At 68.4% G+C, this 18,883-nt stretch carries 15 protein-coding genes; 9 read left to right on the top strand and 6 right to left on the bottom strand.

The window, feature by feature from the left end; genetic code table 11:
* Positions 1–3 precede the first annotated feature (3 nt).
* Both SPI01S_RS17230 and SPI01S_RS17225 read left to right on the top strand, forming a co-directional pair.
* Complete coding sequence (locus SPI01S_RS17230) at positions 4–3,291, top strand: error-prone DNA polymerase (RefSeq protein WP_066725541.1); 3,288 nt, start codon at positions 4–6, stop codon at positions 3,289–3,291.
* The gene (locus tag SPI01S_RS17225; RefSeq protein WP_066725451.1) at positions 3,291–3,830 is read left to right on the top strand and encodes a 2'-5' RNA ligase family protein; all 540 of its coding nucleotides are present in this window, start codon (positions 3,291–3,293) and stop codon (positions 3,828–3,830) included. The genes SPI01S_RS17230 and SPI01S_RS17225 overlap by 1 nt, the downstream gene beginning before the upstream one ends.
* Positions 3,831–3,850: 20 nt before the next feature.
* On the opposite strand, the gene SPI01S_RS17220 is transcribed toward SPI01S_RS17225, so the two are convergent.
* Positions 3,851–4,858, bottom strand: coding sequence for a fumarylacetoacetate hydrolase family protein (locus SPI01S_RS17220; RefSeq protein WP_066725448.1), 1,008 nt, complete (start codon positions 4,856–4,858; stop codon positions 3,851–3,853).
* Between the two features lie 106 nt (positions 4,859–4,964).
* Between SPI01S_RS17220 and SPI01S_RS17215 the strand changes: the two genes are divergently transcribed.
* Both SPI01S_RS17215 and SPI01S_RS17210 read left to right on the top strand, forming a co-directional pair.
* Positions 4,965–8,345 carry a PAS domain-containing protein gene (locus SPI01S_RS17215; protein ID WP_245653643.1) on the top strand — a complete coding sequence of 1,127 codons (3,381 nt, stop codon included), beginning with the start codon at positions 4,965–4,967 and terminating at the stop codon, positions 8,343–8,345.
* A gap of 142 nt (positions 8,346–8,487) precedes the next feature.
* Positions 8,488–9,777, top strand: a complete 1,290-nt coding sequence (locus SPI01S_RS17210; RefSeq protein ID WP_066725446.1) for an adenylosuccinate synthase — start codon at positions 8,488–8,490, stop codon at positions 9,775–9,777.
* Between the two features lie 95 nt (positions 9,778–9,872).
* On the opposite strand, the gene SPI01S_RS17205 is transcribed toward SPI01S_RS17210, so the two are convergent.
* The 4 genes from SPI01S_RS17205 to SPI01S_RS17190 all read right to left on the bottom strand — a co-directional run bounded on the left by SPI01S_RS17205 (position 9,873) and on the right by SPI01S_RS17190 (position 13,488).
* Positions 9,873–10,187: a hypothetical protein gene (locus tag SPI01S_RS17205; RefSeq protein WP_066725444.1), complete on the bottom strand. Its 315-nt coding sequence runs from the start codon at positions 10,185–10,187 to the stop codon at positions 9,873–9,875.
* A gap of 124 nt (positions 10,188–10,311) precedes the next feature.
* Entirely contained in the window at positions 10,312–11,382 is a 1,071-nt protein-coding gene (aroC, locus tag SPI01S_RS17200) for a chorismate synthase (protein ID WP_066725442.1), read from the bottom strand.
* A gap of 70 nt (positions 11,383–11,452) precedes the next feature.
* On the bottom strand, positions 11,453–12,646 hold the full coding sequence (locus SPI01S_RS17195) for an acetyl-CoA C-acyltransferase (protein WP_066725440.1): 1,194 nt from the start codon (positions 12,644–12,646) through the stop codon (positions 11,453–11,455).
* Positions 12,647–12,711: 65 nt separating this feature from the next.
* Positions 12,712–13,488: a crotonase/enoyl-CoA hydratase family protein gene (locus tag SPI01S_RS17190; protein ID WP_066725437.1), complete on the bottom strand. Its 777-nt coding sequence runs from the start codon at positions 13,486–13,488 to the stop codon at positions 12,712–12,714.
* A gap of 80 nt (positions 13,489–13,568) precedes the next feature.
* On the opposite strand from SPI01S_RS17190, the gene SPI01S_RS17185 reads away from it, so the two are divergent.
* Together SPI01S_RS17185 and SPI01S_RS17180 are read left to right on the top strand one after the other, a co-directional pair.
* On the top strand, positions 13,569–14,021 hold the full coding sequence (locus SPI01S_RS17185) for a PaaI family thioesterase (protein ID WP_066725434.1): 453 nt from the start codon (positions 13,569–13,571) through the stop codon (positions 14,019–14,021).
* Positions 14,018–14,395, top strand: a complete 378-nt coding sequence (locus SPI01S_RS17180; RefSeq protein WP_066725431.1) for a PaaI family thioesterase — start codon at positions 14,018–14,020, stop codon at positions 14,393–14,395. The genes SPI01S_RS17185 and SPI01S_RS17180 overlap by 4 nt, the downstream gene beginning before the upstream one ends.
* Before the next feature lie 39 nt (positions 14,396–14,434).
* On the opposite strand, the gene SPI01S_RS17175 is transcribed toward SPI01S_RS17180, so the two are convergent.
* The gene (locus tag SPI01S_RS17175; RefSeq protein ID WP_066725428.1) at positions 14,435–15,715 is read right to left on the bottom strand and encodes a PQQ-dependent sugar dehydrogenase; all 1,281 of its coding nucleotides are present in this window, start codon (positions 15,713–15,715) and stop codon (positions 14,435–14,437) included.
* A gap of 219 nt (positions 15,716–15,934) precedes the next feature.
* Here SPI01S_RS17175 and rimP point away from each other — a divergent pair, with 219 nt between their 5' ends.
* The 3 genes from rimP to SPI01S_RS17160 are packed head-to-tail and all read left to right on the top strand — an operon-like array spanning position 15,935 to position 18,880.
* Positions 15,935–16,489: a ribosome maturation protein RimP gene (rimP, locus tag SPI01S_RS17170; protein WP_066725425.1), complete on the top strand. Its 555-nt coding sequence runs from the start codon at positions 15,935–15,937 to the stop codon at positions 16,487–16,489.
* A gap of 6 nt (positions 16,490–16,495) precedes the next feature.
* Positions 16,496–18,115: a transcription termination factor NusA gene (gene nusA, locus SPI01S_RS17165; protein ID WP_066725421.1), complete on the top strand. Its 1,620-nt coding sequence runs from the start codon at positions 16,496–16,498 to the stop codon at positions 18,113–18,115.
* Positions 18,116–18,175: 60 nt separating this feature from the next.
* A complete protein-coding gene (locus SPI01S_RS17160) occupies positions 18,176–18,880 on the top strand; it encodes a DUF448 domain-containing protein (RefSeq protein ID WP_066725418.1) in 705 nt (234 codons plus the stop codon).
* Positions 18,881–18,883 lie beyond the last annotated feature (3 nt).

Below are 18,883 nucleotides of genomic sequence, written 5' to 3'. Positions count from 1 at the left end.
GCCATGTATTCCGAACTCCAGGTCACCAGCCATTATTCCTTCCTGCGCGGCGCCTCCGCACCCTCCGAGCTGTTCGAAGCGGCGGCGGCGTACGGCATGCCCGTGCTCGGCATCACCGATCACAACAGCGTCGGCGGCATCGTCCGCGGGCTGGTCGCGGCGGAGGCGACCGGCGTGCGGCTGGTCACCGGCTGCCGGCTGGACCTGACCGACGGCACCGGGCTGCTGGTCTGGCCCGAGGATCTCGCCGCCTGGTCGCGGCTCACCCGGCTGCTCAGCATCGGCAAGGCGCGGGCGGACGCGCAGCATGGCGAAAAAGGGCAGTGCTTCCTCCATTGGGAGGATGTGGCGGGGCATGCCGACGGGCTGGTCGCGGCGCTCGTCCCCGGCATGGCGGACCCGGGCGACCCGGCGGCGCTGCGCTGGATGGCGGATCTGTTCGGGGATCGCGGCCATGTCACGCTCACCCGCCATCGCAGGCCGCAGGAGGCGGTGCGGCTGCATGCGCTGGCCGAGGCCGCCGCGGCGCACGGCCTGACCCCGCTCGCCACCGGCGACGTGCTGTACCATCATCCGGACCGGCGGATGCTGCACGATGTGATGACCGCAATCCGGCATACCACGACGGTCGACGATCTCGGCTTCCGCCGCGCCCGCAGCGCCGATCGCCATCTGAAGCCCCCGCACGAAATGGCGCGCCGCTTTGCGCCCTGGCCCGAGGCATTGCGTGCGGTGGAGGCGGTGGTCGAGCGCTGCAGCTTCTCCCCCCGCGAACTCGGCACGCTCTATCGCTACCCGGACGAAGTGGTGATGTCCGGCCGCAGCCCGCAGCAGGCGCTCGCCAAGCTCGCCCGCGACGCGCTTGCCGCGAAGTTCCCGGAAGGGCCGCCGCCCGCCTATGCCGAACTGCTGGAGAAGGAGCTGACGCTGGTCGAGACGTTCGGCTACGCGCCCTATTTCCTCACCGTCCATTCGATCGTCCGCTTCGCCCGCGCACAGGACATTCTCTGCCAGGGGCGCGGCAGTGCGGCCAATTCGCTGATCTGCTTCCTTCTCGGCGTCACCTCGATCGATCCCGTAGTGCACAAGCTGCTGTTCGAGCGCTTCCTCTCCGAAGACCGCAACGAGCCCCCCGATATCGACGTCGATTTCGAGCATGAGCGGCGCGAGGAAGTGATCCAGTGGATCTACGAGACCTATGGCGCGCGCCACGCCGCGCTCACCGCGGTGGTCAGCCGCTACCGCACCCGCGGCGCGGTGCGCGAGGTGGGCAAGGCGCTGGGCGTGCCCGAGGATGTGACCGCGGGCCTCGCCGGGCAGGTGTGGGGCTGGTCGAACGAAGGGGTGAGCGAGGCCGATGCCGCCGCGCTCAACCTCGATGCCAGCGAACCGCGGCTGGCGCTGACGCTCGACCTCGCCCGCCAGCTGATCGGCACCCCGCGCCACCGCTCGCAGCACCCCGGCGGCTTCGTGCTCGCCCAGGCGAATCTCGACGAGATCGTGCCGATCGAACCGGCGGCGATGGTCGACCGGCGGGTGATCGAATGGGAGAAGGACGATATCGAGACGCTCGGCCTGATGAAGGTCGACATTCTCGGGCTCGGCATGCTCGGCTGCATGCGGCGCGCGTTCGACCTGCTGGAGCAGCACAAGGGGGTGAAGCTCACCCTGGCCTCGGACGCGATGCAGGAGGACGATCCCGCCACCTTCGCGATGATCCAGAAGGCCGACACGCTCGGCACCTTCCAGATCGAGAGCCGGGCGCAGATGTCGATGCTGCCGCGACTGAAGCCCAAGATATTCTACGACCTCGTCATCCAGGTTGCGATCGTGCGGCCGGGGCCGATCCAGGGCGACATGGTGCACCCCTATCTGCGCCGGCGCGAGGGCAAGGAGCAGGTCGACTATCCGAGCGAGGAACTGCGCGACGTGCTCGAGAAGACCTTCGGCGTGCCGCTGTTCCAGGAACAGGCGATGAAGGTCGCCATCGTCGGCGCGGGCTTCAAGCCGGCCGAGGCCGATGCGCTGCGCCGGGCGATGGCGACGTTCAAGTCGACCGGCGGCGTCACCCATTTCCGCGAGAAGATGATCAACGGGATGCTGGAGAAGGGCTACACCCAGGACTTCGCCGAACGCACCTTCAAGCAGATCGAGGGCTTTGGCAGCTACGGCTTTCCCGAGAGCCACGCGGCGAGCTTCGCCAAGATCGCCTACGCCTCGAGCTGGATGAAATGCCACCATCCGGACATCTTCTGCGCGGCGCTGCTCAACGCCCAGCCCATGGGGTTCTACGCCCCCGCGCAGATCGTCCGCGACGCGCGCGAGCATGGGGTCGAGGTGCGCGCGGTGTGTGTGAACGACAGCGACTGGGATACGCGGGTGCTGGGGGCGGGGGAGGATCAGGGCCTCCTCCCCCTCCGTCTCGGCATGCGGGTGGTGCAGGGGCTTTCCGCGCGCGATGCCGATGCGATCCTCGCCGCCCGCGCCGAGCGGCCCTTCACCTCGATCGAGGATGTGTGGCGCCGTGCCCGCATCGCGCCCGCGGCGCTGGAGAAGCTCGCTTATGCCGACGCCTTCCGCGCCTTCGGCCAGGATCGCCGCCAGTCGCTCTGGGCGATCAAGGCGCTCGACCAGGCACCGCTGCCGCTGTTCGCGGGTATCGAGGGGCCGATCCAGGCAGCCGAGCCTGCCGTGTCGCTCGTGCCCCTCAGCGCCGGCCGCGAGGTGGTGGAGGATTACCGCGCCACCCAGCTGAGTCTCCGCGCGCATCCGCTCCACTTCCTGCGCGGCACGCTCGCCGCGCGCCGCATCCGCCCGTGCGGCGACCTCAAGACGCTGAAGGACGGCGCGCGGGTGGAAGTGGCGGGCATCGTCCTCGTCCGCCAGAAGCCCGGCAGCGCCAAGAGCATCTTCCTCACGCTGGAGGACGAGACCGGCATCGCCAACGCGATCGTCTGGCCGGCGCGGTTCGCGCTCTACCGGCCGATCATCCTGGCGGCACCGATGATATCGGTGCGCGGGCGCCTCCAGCGCGAGGGGGAGGTGCTGCACCTGATCGCCGAGACGATCACCGACCTCACCGAATTGCTGCGCAGCGTCGGCGCGCGCGACCTGCCGCGGATGACGATGCCCGGCGACGGCGCGACGTATGGCGGCACGATCGATTCGCGCGACCGCAAGATCACCCGCGCCGGCGATCCGGCGCACGCCTATCCCCGCCAGCGCACCCCCGAAAGCTGGCCGTCACGGCGCGAGGACATCATCCCGATCAAGTCGCATGATTTCCACTGATGGCCGACATCGAACACCGGCTGCTCTTCGCCTTCCGCCTCGCCGCGAGCGTGCGCAGCCTTGTGGCGGGCCATCGGGATGGCCTGGGACCCGCGGCGAGCATCGTCTCGGACGACCGCCTTCACATGACGCTGGCGATAACCAGCGACCATCCGCAGCTGCCATGTGCGGCCGCCGACATGTTGTGCGCGATCGGATCGAGCCTGACCGCATCCCCGATCGCGCTCCGCCTCGATCAGCTTTCGGGGGCTCGGGGCTCCATCGCGCTCCGTCCGGCCCGGCGCATAAAGGCCCTGTCCGAACTCACCGCCACGTTGAACCGGCGCATGGCTGCCGCCGGTTTGCTGCGGGATAAGTGGCGCTGCCACCCGCATGTCACCCTGCTCTACCGTGCGGGCGCACCCTTCAGCCGCCCCATCGATCCGATCTGCTGGACCGCTACCGATTTCGTGCTGATCCACAGCATCGTCGGCGCGACCCGCCATATCGAGCTCGGCCGCTGGCCCTTGATCGAGCGGCAGGGCAGCTTCGGCTTCTGATGCCACCCTGCCGCCCAGGATCAGTCTGCCGTCACCGTCTGCTCGATCGCGCCGAAGATCGGGTGATGCTTGTCGTCCTCCGCCCAGATGCGGATCGTGTCGCCGGCCTTGAGGAACGGCGTCTCGGCCGCCCCACGCAGGATCGTCTCGACGGTGCGTACCTCGGCGAGGCAGCAATAGCCCTTGCCGCCTTCGCCGATCGGCTTGCCCGGGCCGCCATCGGCGTCGCGGTTGGAAACGGTGCCCGATCCGATGATCGTGCCGGCGCCGAGCGCGCGCGTCTTCGCCGCATGGGCGATCAGCGTGCCGAAGTCGAAGGTCATGTCCTCCCCCGCCTCGACGCGGCCGAACGGCTTGCCGTTGAGGTCGACCATCAGCGTGCGGTGCAGCTTGCCCTCGCGCCACCAGTCGCCGAGCGCATCGGGCGTGACGAACACCGGCGAGAAGGCGCTGGCCGGCTTGGACTGGAAGAAACCGAAGCCCTTGGCCAGCTCGCCCGGGATCAGGTTGCGCAAGGACACGTCGTTGGTCAGGCCCACCAGCCGCACCGCCGCCAATGCTTCCTCGCGGCTCGCGCCCAGCGGCACGTCGCCGGTGACGACCACCACTTCGGCCTCAAGGTCGCAGCCCCAGCTTTCGTCCTTGAGCGGAATCGCATCGCGCGGGCCCAGGAACCCGTCCGATCCGCCCTGGTACATCAGCGGATCCTGCCAGAAGCTCTCGGGCAGCTCGGCGCCGCGTGCCTGCCGGACCAGCGCGACATGATTCACATAGGCCGATCCGTCCGCCCACTGATAGGCGCGGGGCAGCGGCGCCGCGGCCTGGCGCTCGTGGAAGCGCATCATCGGGATGGTCTCATGATCGAGATCGGTGGCCAGGTTGCGCAGATCGCCTTCCACCCGCTCCCAATCGTCCAGCGCCGCCTGCAGCGTGGGGGCAATGTGGCTGGCATCCGCGCACCAGGCGAGATCGTTGGAGACGACGACGAGCTTGCCGTCCCGTCCCTGCTTGAGGCTGGCTAGTTTCATTTGACACCATCTCCTTCGGCGGTCGCCATAGGGCAACTTCGCTCGCCACGGAACCGTAACCCGTTGCTACGTATTTTGCCCAGTCGCATTGACTTCGGGGTGGGCCATGATCAACGAATTGCACATGGGCTCGCCGCTTCGCTTTCTGGACCATGGCGGCGAGATGGCCGAGCGCATCCGGACATTCGACTGGACCGGCCATCCCTTCGGCCCGCCCGAACGCTGGTGCGAGCCGCTGCGCATCACTGTCGACATGATGCTGGCCTCGCGGTTTCCGAAAGCGCTCTACTGGGGCCCCGAGTTCCGGTTGCTCTACAACGATGCCTGGGCGCCGATCGCGGCGGACCGCCACCCCTGGGCGCTGGGGCGTGCCGGCGGCGAGGTGTGGGCCGAGATCTGGGACGTGATCAGCCCGCAGATCGAAGAGGTGGTCGCCACCGGCCGCGGCTTCGCCGTCTACGACCAGCTACTGCGGATAGCGCGCGACGGCGCACCCCGCGACAGCTGGTGGAACTACAGCTTCACGCCGATCCGCGATGGCGAAGGCCGGGTGCTGGGAATCCTCAACCAGGGGCACGAAACGACCCGCCTGGTGCTCGCCGAACGCGCCAAGGAAGCCGAGCTGGAGCGCCTGCGGGAATATTTCCAGCAGGCGCCGAGCGCCGTTGCCCTGCTCGAAGGGCCGGAGCACCGGTTCGTGCTGGCGAACCCCGCCTATCTGCAGCTGGTCGGCCGAGCGGCCGTGGTGGGGCAATCCGTCGCCGAGGCGCTGCCCGAGGTGGTGGAGCAGGGCTATGTCGATGTGCTTGATCAGGTCTATCGCAGCGGGACGCCCTATCGCGCCATCAATCGCGACGTGATGCTCCAGCGCCGTCCGGACGACGAACCGGAACGGCGCGTGCTCGATTTCGCGTTTCAGCCGATCAAGGACGGGCTGGGCACCTCCACCGGCATCTTCGTTTCCGCGACCGACATCACCGAGCGGGCGATCGCCGAGGAGGCGCTGCGCCGGAGCGAGGAGCGGCTGCAGCTTGCGCTCGATGCCTCCACCGGCATCGGCACCTGGGACTGGACGGCCGAGAGCGGACGCATCACCGGCGATGCGCGCTTCGCCGCGTTGTTCGGCATCGATCCGCAACGGGTCGCGACGGGCGGCGCCTTCGAGGCGGTACTCAACTTCATCCATCCGGACGATCGCGCCCGCATCGCCCTGGAGGTGCGCCGCGTGGTCGCCGAGCGGGCGCCGCTGAAGCTGGAGTTCCGGGTCGTGCACGCCGATGGCGACGTGCGCTGGCTGCTAACCCAGGGACGTTGCACGTTCGACGCCGAGGGGCGGCCCGTTCGCTTCCCCGGCGTCAGCTTCGACATCACCGATCGCAAGCTCGCCGAGGAAGCCGCGCAGGAAGCGGCCGAGGACCTCCGCTCCGCTACCGAGGCGCAGTCCTTCCTGCATGGCCTGGCCGAACGCCAGCGCACGCTGGAAACGCCGGACGCGATCATGGAGATCACCGCCGCCGAGCTGGGCGCGAGGCTGGGTCTCGCCCGCGTCGGCTTCTATCGCGTGGCTGGCGATTCGATCCATCTCGGCCCCTGCTGGACCGATGGCAGCCTCCCGAGATTTTCCGGCCAGTGGAAGCTGGATGCGGTGGCGCCGCTGGTCGAGCGCTATCGCCAGGGTCGCACCGTCACTTTCGACGACAGCCGCGCGGAATATCCGCATACCGAGCTGAGCAAGCTGTCGCCCTCGGCGATCGGGGTGCCGCTGCTGCGCGGCGGGCAATGGGTCGCGACCTTCTATGCCAACGGCGCCGGCGCGCGTGAGTGGAAGGCGGAAGAGGTCGCGTTCGTCGAAACCGTGGTGGAGACGACCTGGGACGCCGTTGAGCGTGCCGACGCCGTGCTGGCGTTGCGCGAAAGCGAGGCGCAGTTCCGCGCGATCACCAATTCGATCGATCACATGGTGTGGTCGGCCGATGCGGAGGGTGCGGTCGATTTCTACAATGACCGCTGGTACGATTATACCGGCGTGGAGCGGGGCAGTACCGACGGCCACGCCTGGAGCCGGGTGCTCCATCCCGGGGACCAGCGGCGCGCGGCGGCGGTGTGGGAACATTGCGTGCGTACGGGCGAGCTGTACCGCATCGAATATCGGCTCCGGCATCATAGCGGCATCTACCGGTGGGCGCTGGGGCGCGCGCAGCCGTTGCGGGACGAGCAGGGCCGCATCCTGCGCTGGTTCGGCACCAGCACCGACATCCAGGACATCGTCGACGCGCGCGAAGTCCTCGCCCGTTCGCGCGAGGAGCTGGAAGCTGCCGTGCGGGAGCGAACAGAGCGGCTGATGGCGGCCGAGGCACAGCTCCGCCAGGCGCAGAAGATGGAGGCCGTGGGCCAGCTCACCGGCGGTATCGCACATGACTTCAACAACATGCTGGCCGTGGTGATCGGCGCACTGGACCTGATGGAGCGCCGCGTCGCGCAGGGACGCACCGACATCGACCGCTATCTGATCGCCGCACGGGACGGTGCCAGCCGGGCGGCGGCGCTGACGCAGCGGCTGCTGGCCTTCTCGCGCCGCCAGCCGCTGGCGCCGACCGCGCTCGACGTGAACGACATGCTGGGCGGCATGATCGAGCTGCTGGTGCGGACGCTGGGCGAGGGCGTGGTGATCGAAACCCAATTCGCACGGCGGCTGGAACCGGTGGTCGCCGATCGCAACCAGCTCGAGAACGTCGTGCTGAACCTGGCGGTGAACGGCCGCGACGCGATGCCCGACGGCGGCACGCTGACGATCGAGACCGAACAGGTCGCAATCGGTGCCGAGCAGGCGGCGCGGTACGAGGTCGAAGCCGGCGACTATGTGGAGATTCGCCTACGCGACACCGGCGTCGGCATGCCGCCCGACGTCGCGGCGCGCGCCTTTGATCCCTTCTTCACCACCAAGGGGGTGGGGAAGGGGACCGGGCTCGGGCTCAGCCAGGTGTTCGGGTTCGTCCGGCAATCGGGTGGCCATGTCACGATCGAGAGCGCGCCCGGCCACGGTACCTGCGTGCGCGTCCTGCTGCCCGCCAAGCCGGAGGCGGTGCCCGCCCCTGCGGCCAGCAGCATTCAGGGCGACCTGCCGCGCGGCCGTGCCAGCGAAGTGATCATGGTCGTCGAGGACGAGGATCGCGTTCGCACCTATTCGGTCGAGGCGCTGCGTGAACTCGGCTACGGCGTGGTGTTCGCCCGCGACGGCATCGAGGCGCTGCGGCTGCTGGAGCGCGGACAGAAGGTCTCGCTGCTGTTCAGCGACGTAGTGATGCCCGAGATGAGCGGGCGCGAGCTGGCAGTGCGGGTGCGGGAACGGATGCCGGATCTGAAGGTGCTGCTCACCAGCGGCTATGCGCCCGATTCGCCGGACCCGGGCAGCGACGAGGCCATTCTTGCCAAGCCGTTTGACATTGCGGCGCTGGCGGGCGCGATCCGGGCCGCATTGGACGCCTGACGACAGGAAAGGCTTGACCTGGCGGGCGGGGTTCGCCATTCGCGCCGCGGCTTCGGGCGACGCGTCCGTTTTGACCAGCCCTGCCGCCGAGTCCTGTCGAAGGGCGGCCAGGGTCCGCCCGGCAGGCGGAGGACGTGTATCCATGGCAAATGTGGCAGTAATCGGCGCCCAATGGGGTGACGAAGGCAAGGGCAAGATCGTCGACTGGCTCGCCGAGCGCGCCGACGTGGTGGTCCGCTTCCAGGGCGGGCACAATGCCGGCCATACGCTGGTGATCGGTGAAAAGGTCTACAAGCTCTCGCTGCTTCCCTCGGGCATCGTCCGCGGCACGCCCAGCGTGATCGGCAACGGCGTGGTGCTCGATCCCTGGGCGCTCAAGGCCGAGGTGGAGAAGCTGCGCGACCAGGGCGTCGACGTGACCCCGGACACGCTGAAGATCGCCGATACCTGCCCGCTGATCCTGCCGTTCCACCGCGATCTCGACGCGCTGCGTGAGGATGCGAGCGGCGCCGGCAAGATCGGCACCACCCGTCGCGGCATCGGCCCGGCCTATGAGGACAAGGTCGGCCGCCGCGCGATCCGCGTGTGCGACCTCGCCAATCTCGATTCGATCGGGCCGCAGCTCGATCGCCTCGCCGCGCATCACGATGCGCTGCGCGCCGGCTTCGGCCAGCCGCCGATCGACCGCGACGCGCTGGTCGAGGAGCTGCGCGGCATTGCCGGCTTCGTGCTGCCGTTCGTGCAGCCGGTGTGGAAGATGCTCAACGAGGCACGCTCGCGCGGCCGCCGCATCCTGTTCGAAGGCGCGCAGGGCGTGCTGCTCGATATCGACCACGGTACCTATCCGTTCGTCACCTCGTCCAACACCGTATCCGGCACCGCCGCCAGCGGCAGCGGCATGGGCCCGGGCGCGGTGGGCTTCGTGCTCGGCATCGCCAAGGCCTATACCACCCGCGTCGGATCGGGCCCGTTCCCGACCGAGCTGGACAATGACGTGGGCGAGCGGCTCGGCACGCGCGGCCATGAGTTCGGCACCGTCACCGGGCGCAAGCGCCGCTGCGGCTGGCTCGACGCGGTGCTGCTGCGCCAGTCGGTCGCGGTTTCGGGCATCACCGGCATCGCGCTGACCAAGCTCGACGTGCTGGATGGCTTCGAGGAAATCCAGGTCTGCACCGGCTATCGCCTGAACGGCGAGGTGCTCGACTATTACCCGGCCAGTGCGCCCGACCAGGCGGCGGTGGAGCCGATTTACGAGACGATGGAAGGCTGGTCGGAATCGACCTTCGGCGCGCGCAGCTGGGCCGAGCTGCCGGCGCAGGCGATCAAATATATCCGCCGCGTCGAAGAGTTGATCCAGTGCCCGGTGGCGCTGGTCTCGACCAGCCCCGAGCGCGAAGACACCATCCTCGTCCGCGATCCGTTCGCCGACTGATACGAAGACGCCCGGCCCTCGGTGGAGGGCCGGGCGGTTCGCGGTTCGAGGCGAGGAACCGAAAGGGGGAAAGGTTCCTCTATCTCGCCCAGCGCTTAGCGGGGACGCTTGCGCTTCGGCTTGTCGCCGGTCTGATCGCCCGTCGTCGGGTCCGTCGTCGTTGCGGTCGGGTCGGTCGGCGCGGTCGTCGTCGTGGAAGAGGAGTCCGGCGTCGTCGTCATCGTGCCCGACCCGGTCGTGCCGCCGGGGGTGGTGGTAGCCGACGGATCCGTCGGCGACGTGGTCTGGCCCGGGGTCGTGCTCTGATCCATGGTGCCGCCCGGCGCCGTCTGGCCCGGCGTGGTCTGCTGCGCGAAGGCGGCCGGCGCGGCGATCAGCGTAGCAGCGGCGAGAATGGTCTTGATGTACATTACACGGCATCCTTCTGTTGATTATGCCAACGGAAGAATAACCATCTTGCCCGCCATAAGTCTCACCGACTGATTTCAATTAGCCGACTAAAAGGCACGGATCAGGGGCGAGTCGAGCGCAAGGTCAGCCGACCTGTGCACGGTGCAGCAATTTCTGATCGGCGAGCACCAGCGCCACCATTGCTTCCACCACCGGCACGCCGCGGATGCCGACGCAGGGGTCGTGGCGGCCCTTGGTGCGGATCTCGCTGGCTTCGCCGTCGCGGGTGACCGTCTCGACGGGGATCAGGATCGAGCTGGTCGGCTTGAACGCGACGCGCATCCGCACCGGCTGGCCGGTGGCGATGCCACCCGCGATCCCGCCGGCATGGTTGGCGAGGAAGTCCACGCCACCATCGCCGGTTGGCCGCATCGCATCGGCATTCTCCTCGCCGCGCAAGCCTGCTGCCGCGAACCCGTCGCCGATCTCGAAGCCCTTCACCGCGTTGATCGACATGCAGGCGGACGCCAGCTCGCTGTCGAGCTTGGCGTAGAGCGGCGCGCCCCAGCCGGCGGGCACGCCCGTCGCCTCGCAGGCGACGACCGCGCCCAGCGACGAGCCGTCCTTGCGCGCGGCATCGACCAAAGCTTCCCAGCGCGCAGCCGCTGCCGGATCGGGGCAAAAGAAGGGGTTGTTGCCGATCTCGGTCGCGTCGAAATTCGCATAGTCGATCGTGTCGCCACCGATCGCCTCGACCCAGGCGGTGATCGTCACTTCGGGGATGACCAGCCGTGCCACGCCGCCCGCCGCCACGCGCGCCGCCGTCTCGCGCGCCGAGGAGCGGCCGCCGCCGCGATAGTCGCGGAAGCCGTATTTCTGGTCATAGGCATAATCGGCATGGCCGGGGCGATAGGCCTTGGCGACCTCCGAATAGTCCTTCGAGCGCTGGTCGACATTGTCGATGTGCAGCGCGATCGGGGTGCCCGTCGTGCGGCCCTCGAACACGCCGGAGAGGATGCGGACCTGGTCCGGCTCCTGCCGCTGGGTGGTGAAGCGCGACTGGCCGGGGCGGCGGCGATCGAGGAACGGCTGGAGGTCGGCTTCGCTCAGGTTCAGCCCCGGCGGGCAGCCGTCGACCACGGCGCCGAGCGCTGGGCCATGGCTCTCACCCCAGGTGGTGAAGCGGAATACGCGACCGAAGCTGTTGAACGACACCGGCGCACGCCCTCCGTCTGGATCAAAACCGCCGGCCGTTTCGCAGGTGTCGCGTCGCGCTGCAACCCGTTCAGATGATCTCGAACAGCCCGGCCGCGCCCATGCCGCCGGCGGTACACATCGAGACGACGACATGGCGCACCCCGCGCCGCCGCCCCTCGATCAGCGCATGGCCGACGAGCCGGCTGCCGGTCATGCCGAAGGGATGGCCGATGGCGATCGCGCCGCCGCTGACGTTGAGCTTCTCGGGGTCGATGCCGAGCGAGTCGCGGCAATAGATGCACTGGCTGGCGAATGCCTCGTTGATTTCCCAAAGCCCGATATCCTCGACCTTGAGGCCGGCGCGGGCGAGCAGCTTGGGCACGGCGAAGACCGGCCCGATGCCCATTTCCTCGGGTTCGCACCCCGCCACCTGGAAGCCGCGATAGATGCCGAGGATCGGGCGCCCCTCGGCCTCGGCGATCTTGCGGTCCATCAGGATCTGCGCGGCGGCGCCGTCGGAGAGCTGGCTGGCATTGCCGGCGGTGACGTGGCGGCCTTGCGCCACGAAGGCGCCGTCCTTCCACACCGGCTTGAGACCCGCCAGCACCTCCGCGGTGGTGCCGGGGCGGATGCCCTCGTCCTGTGTCACGGTTACCGTCTCGCTGCCGGTACGGGCGCCCGCCTTGTCGAACACCGCCTTGGTGACGGTGATCGGCGCGATCTCTGTGTCGAATGCCCCACGGGCGAGGGCGGCGGCGGCGCGCTGCTGGCTCGTCGCAGCGAAGGCGTCCTGCGCTTCCCGCGAAATGCCGTAGCGCTCGGCGACGATCTCCGCCGTTTCGATCATCGGGATGTACGCTGCAGGCACCTCATCCGTGACGGATCGGTTGGCGTAGCGGGGCGCGTTGGCCATGGTGAGGCTGATCGATTCCATGCCGCCGGCGAGCGCGACGTCGATCTCGTCGGTCATGATCGAACGGGCGGCGAGCGCGATGGCGGTGAGGCCGGAGCCGCATTTCCGGTCGAGGCTGAACGCGGGCACGCTGTGCGGGATGCCCGCCGCGAACAGCGCCATCCGCGCCATGTTGGCGCCTTGCGTCCCCCATTGGTTGCCCATGCCGTAGAACACGTCGTCGATCCGCGCGGGGTCGATGCCGGCGCGCTCCACCGCCGCATTCATCACGTGCGCGGCCAGCACCGGTGCTTCGGTATCGTTGAAATAGCCCCGGCCCGCCTTGCCGATGCCGGTGCGGGCGGTGGAAACGATCGCGGCTTCGCGCATGGCACCCTCTCTTGCTTTCGAGTTTCGGGTACGCTTCCGCGATCGGCGGGCCGAATGCAACCGCCTCAGTCGCGGAACCGGGGCGCCCGCTTCTGCATGTTGGCCATCACCGCTTCGACCTGGTTGGGCGAGCGGAGCAGTGCCGCCTGTTCGACGCTCTCCGCCAGCAGCACCGCCGCGGCGTCGCCCTCGTGGTTGGCCAGCCGCTTGGCGGCGCGGATCGCGTCTGGGTTCCGGCCGGCAATGGCATGCGCGAGTGCGAGCGCCTCGGCGTGCGGATCCTCCGCCATCCGCGTGGCGAACCCCAGCACCTGCGCCTCCGCCGCGTCGAATTCGCGGGCGGTGTAGGTCAGCTCGCGCAGCACGTCGTCGCGTACCGTCCCGCGCCACAGCACGAAGCCGGCCATGTCGGGCACGATGCCCCATTTCAGCTCCATTACCGAGAAGCGGGTGGCCGGCGCCGCGATCCGGACGTCTGCGCCGCTCGCGATCTGCAGCCCACCGCCGAACGCCACGCCGTGGATCGCGGCGATCACCGGCACCGGCAGGGTGCGCCAGCCCCAGGCGACCTGCTGGAAGCTGTTGGCGAGCCCATGGCTGCGTGCCGCGAGATCGGTGCCCGCGCCGGCATTCGCCATGCTCGCCATGTCGAGCCCGGCGCAAAAGGCGCGGCCCTCACCCGACAGCACCACCGCGCGCAGGCCGGGCGTCTGCCCCAGCGTGTCGATCGCGCCGAGGATCCCTTCGAACATCGCAGGATCGAGCGCGTTCATCTTGTCGGACCGGGCCAGCCGTACATCGGCCACGCCGTCCTCGATCGTCCAGGTCACCCGCTCGCTCATTCCGCCATCCTCTCTCGTCCTGCGGCGAGTGTGGGGCGAAGCATTTGCGCGGGCAAGATGGGCAAGCTAGAAAAGCCGGTATGTCCCAGCCCAGCGATCCCGCGGTGCCGCCCCGGTTCGATCCGCGCATGTTCTTTGCGCTCCGCTTTCCCAACCATGGCAGCCGCCTGGGCGTCGCCTATCGCGACCATGGCGAGGACTGGTCCGAGCTCGAGCTGCCCTGGCGCGAGGATCTGGTGGGGCAGGCGGAAACCGGCGTGCTCGCCTCGGGGCCGATCCTCGCGCTGATGGACATGGCGAGCAGCGTCGCGGTGTGGCTGAAGGTGGGCAGCTTCCTGCCCCACGCGACGCTTGACCTGCGGATCGACTATCTTCGTCCCGCGCGGACCGGCCAGACGGTTCTTGGGCGCGCCGAATGCTATCGGCTGACGCGCTCGATCGCCTTTGTGCGCGGCCAGGCGCATGACGGCGATCCGGCCGATCCGCTGGCGCACGTCGCGGGAACGTTCATGGCGGCGGAGGGCTATTGGTGAAGCTGCCTCCTTATGCCGAGCTGCTGGGGCTCAGCGTCGAGCCGGGCGCCGATGCGCCGGTGCTGGTGATGCCGTTCTCCGGCGACGTGGTCGGGCGGCCCGGATTCCTGCACGGCGGGGCAATCGGCGGGCTGCTCGAGATGGCGGCGGTCGGCGCGCTGCTCCAGGCGCTGGAGGCCGAAGGCGGCGCGAAGGTGAAGCCGGTCAACGTCACGGTCGATTACATGCGCGGCGGGCGCGAGAAGGAAACGCGGGCCAAGGGCACGGTGACCCGGCTGGGCAAGCGCGTCGCCAATGTCGGCGCGATTGCGTGGCAGGATGACGAGGATCGGCCGATCGCGGCCGCGCGGATGAACTTCCTGATCGTGCGGTAAGTGAAATCCTCCCCCAGCCAGGCTGGAGGAGGATCTCCTTCACTTTTTCGGGCTCACCCGCATCAGCCAGCCGCCATCGCCCTTGGCGCCGTCCTGCAGCAGCCAGAGCGAGCCGTCCGGCCCCTGCGCAACGTCGCGGATGCGCATTCCCATGTCCCACTGGTCCGCCTTGCTGGCGCTGGTGCCGTCGAGCGCGATGCGGATCAGCGCCTGGCCGGACATCGCGCCCATCAGCAGCGAGCCCTTCCACTGCGGGAACTCGCTGCCCGTGTAATAGATCAGCCCCGAGGGCGAGATCGACGGCACCCAATAGGCCTTGGGCAGCTCATAGCCGTCGCCGGCCTTGGGCTTGGGAATCGGCTTGTTGTTGTAGTTCTCGCCGAACGAGACGTTGGGCCAGCCATAGTTGCGGCCCTTGACGATCAGGTTGAGCTCGTCGCCGCCCTGCGGGCCCATCTCGTTCTCCCAAAGATTGCCGGCCGAATCGAAGACGAGGCCATAGGGATTGCGGTGGCCGCTGCTCCAGATCGACGCCGGCGCCGGATTCGGCCCGTCGAACGCGAAGGGGCGGCCCTTGGCGGTCTTGGCCGCTTCGGTGTCCTCGGGCGGGTCGATCACCTGCACGGTAGTGGCGCCCACCTTGCCCGCGTCCGGATTGTCCGCGGCCGGCTTGCCGTCCAGCGTCAGGTGCAGGATCTTGCCGATCGCCTGGTTCGGATCCTGCGCAGGCGTAAAGCGCTGGCGCTCGCCCGAGGATAGGAACAGCGACTTGCCGTCGGGCGCAAAGGCGATCACCGCGCCGAACTGGCCGCCGTCCCCGTCGGCGCCCGAGCGGAACAGCACCTCGACATTGTCGAGTCGCGGCGCCATCGCCTTGCCGCGGGTGAGCTTGGCGCGGGCAAGCGCCAGGGCGCTGCCGTTCGCGCGCGGTTCCGAATAGGTGAAGTAGATCGTGTTGCTGCCGGCGAAGTCCGGTGCGGGCGCGACGTCGAGCAGGCCGCCCTGGCCGCCGGCCGCGACCTTGGGCACGCCGGTGACCGCCTGCGCCTTCTGGCCGACTTCCCAATATTGGAGCTGTCCGGCCTTCTCGGTTACCAGCGCCGCGCCGTCGGGCAGGAAGGCGAGTGCGAAGGGCGAATCGAAATCGGCGACACGCGTCGCGGTGAAGGGTACGCCGGCGGGCAGCGGGGCGGGCGTGCCGCTCGGCAACGGCAGCGGCGTGGGCGTGGGTGTCGCGCCGCCAGGCTGCTGGGCATTGGAATCCGGCGATGAGCAGGCGGCGGCGAACAACATGGGGATCAGCAGCAGCGATCGGGGCATGGGAATCCTCTCCGGCGATGGTTCGGCCGCGAACGCAGCCGGTTTTGCAACGCGTTGCAACGTCTTTCCTCGGCGAAAAGATGCAGGTGGCCTGGCCGCCCCCTTGCTCCGGTGGCAAGGATTGCGTATATCGCGGCTGCTTTTCTCGGACATCGTCAAACATGATCGAGGTCGGGGCCGCCAGGCTCCGGCGCCGAAGCTGCTTGATACCTGCTGGAGATGTGTGTGGCGAATCTCGCCGAACTGGCCAAGATGATCGAAACCGAAGCGCAGGCGCTGGGCTTTGCCCTGGTGCGCGTGAAGCTGTTCGGCGGCCAGAGCGATCCCACGCTGCAGATCATGGCCGAGCGCCCGGATACGCGGCAGCTGACGATCGACGATTGCGCCGATCTGTCGCGCCGCATCTCGGACCTGCTCGACCGACTGGAGGCCGAGGGCCGCGACCCGATCGACCATGCCTATCGCCTGGAAGTCAGCTCGCCCGGCATCGACCGGCCGCTCACCCGGCTGCAGGATTTCGCCGACTGGAAGGGCCATGAGGCCCGCATCACGCTCGCCGAGAAGCTGGATGGACGCAAGCAGTTCAAGGGCGATCTCGCCGGCATCGACGCCGAAGCCGGCAGCATCACGGTGGTAACGCAGGACGGCGCCGAGCATGTGCTGCCCTTCGCCGCGATCGAGGATGCCAAGCTGACGATGACCGACCGGCTGATCGCCGCCACCGCGCCGCTCTCCGTCGAGGGCGCCGACAAGATTATCGAAGTAGAAGGATAAGCCCGGATGGCCACCGCCATTTCTGCCAACAAGGCCGAGCTCATCGCGATCGCCGATTCGGTCGCGAAGGAAAAGCTGATCGACAAGGCCATCGTCATCGAGGCGATGGAAGACGCGATCCAGCGCGCCGCGAAGAACCGCTACGGCGTCGAGAACGACATTCGCGCGAAGCTCGATCCGGTGTCGGGCGATCTGCGCCTGTGGCGCGTCGTCGAGGTGGTCGAGCAGGTCGACGACTATTTCAAGCAGGTCGACCTGAAGGGCGCCGAGAAGCTCCAGAAGGGCGCGAAGGTCGGTGACTTCATCGTCGATCCGCTGCCCCCGATCGAATTCGGCCGCATCCAGGCGCAGGCTTCCAAGCAGATCATCTTCCAGAAGGTCCGCGACGCTGAGCGCGAGCGCCAGTTCGACGAGTTCAAGGACCGGGTGAACGAGATCATCACCGGTGTGGTGAAGCGGGTCGAGTTCGGCCATGTCGTCGTCGACCTGGGCCGCGCCGAAGGCGTGATCCGCCGCGACCAGCAGATCCCGCGCGAAGTCGTTCGCGTCGGCGACCGCGTTCGCTCGGTGGTGCTCAACGTCCGCCGCGAGAATCGCGGACCGCAGATCTTCCTGAGCCGGGCGCACCCCGAGTTCATGAAGAAGCTGTTCGCGCAGGAAGTGCCCGAAATCTACGACGGCATCATCGAGATCAAGGCCGCCGCCCGCGATCCGGGCAGCCGCGCCAAGATCGGCGTGATCAGCCATGACGGTTCGATCGATCCGGTCGGCGCCTGCGTCGGCATGAAGGGCAGCCGCGTGCAGGCCGTCGTGCAGGAAATGCAGGGCGAGAAGATCGACATCATCCCCTGGTCGCCGGACACTGCCACCTTCGTCGTCAACGCGCTGCAGCCGGCCAATGTCAGCCGCGTGGTGATCGACGAGGAAGAGGATCGCATCGAAGTGGTCGTCCCCGACGATCAGCTGAGCCTCGCCATCGGCCGTCGCGGCCAGAATGTGCGCCTCGCCAGCCAGCTGACCGGCAAGGCGATCGACATCCTTACCGAGGCGGATGCGAGCGAGAAGCGCCAGAAGGAATTCGTCGAGCGTTCGGAGATGTTCCAGAACGAGCTCGACGTCGACGAGACGCTGGCCCAGCTGCTGGTCGCCGAAGGCTTCGGCGCGCTGGAAGAAGTCGCCTATGTCGAGATCGAGGAGCTCGCGACGATCGAGGGCTTTGACGAGGATCTCGCGCAGGAACTGCAGAATCGCGCCCAGGAAGCGCTGGAGCGCCGCGAAGAGGCGAACCGCGAAGCCCGCCGCGCGCTGGGTGTCGAGGACGATCTCACCACCATGCCGTATCTGACCGAGGCGATGCTGGTCACGCTCGGCAAGGCGGGCATCAAGACGCTCGACGATCTGGCGGACCTCGCCACCGACGAGCTGGTCGAGAAGAAGCGTGCCGAGCCGCGCCGTCGCGGCGAGGATGCACCGCGCAAGGAGCCGAAGGGCGGCATTCTCGCCGAGTACGGCCTGAGCGACGAACAGGGCAACGAGATCATCATGGCGGCCCGCGCCCATTGGTTCGCCGATGAAGAACCTGCGGAAGCAGGCGAGGAGGACGCAATTGCGGACTCCGAGCAATGATACGCGCCGACTGACATCATCGTCATGGGCCATCGTCCCCTTCTGTAACGGGAGGGGCCGATGACCGACGCGGTTCGCACCTGCATCCTGTCGCGCGAGGAATCGCCGCGGGAAGGGCTGATCCGACTCGTGCTTTCGCCCGAGGGCGAAGTGCTGCCCGACATTCGTGCCAAGGCCCCCGGCCGCGGCGCGTGGATCTCCGTCGACAAGGCGGGGCTCACCGCGTCGCGCGACAAGGGCAAGCTCAAGGGCGCCCTGTCGCGTAGCTTCCGCACCGCCGAGATCCGCATCCCGGACGATCTGGAGGACCGGATCGCCGCCCAGCTGCAGCGCGCCGCGCTTGACCGGCTGGGGCTGGAGGCGAAGGCGGGCTATGTGGTGATCGGTGCCGAGCGGATCGAAAAGTCCGCGCGCAGCGGCCGACTCCATCTGCTGCTGCACGCATCCGACGCGCGCGACGACGGCAGCCGCAAGCTTGCCCAGGCGTGGCGGGTTGGCTCGGATCGGGAAGGTTCTGCCCTCAAGGGCTTAACATTGCCGGTCTCGCGCACCATATTGTCCTTGGCGTTAGGCCGCGAAAATGTGGTACACGCCGGACTCATCGACGCCCGGGCGGCGCAACGGACGAGCGAAGCGCTCGATCGCTGGCTGCACTTTATCGGACCCGAACCTGATCCCGTGTCTTGCGATTCCGAATCGCAAGGCGCATCGGCTTTGCCGTCCGCCGTGCCATTGACGACGAACACTATCGAGGAACTTGAGTAGCCG

Source organism: Sphingomonas pituitosa NBRC 102491 (assembly GCF_001598435.1).
Lineage (GTDB): Bacteria > Pseudomonadota > Alphaproteobacteria > Sphingomonadales > Sphingomonadaceae > Sphingomonas > Sphingomonas pituitosa.
Note: the sequence above shows the minus strand (reverse complement) of the source record. Positions and strands in the feature narration are given on the sequence as shown.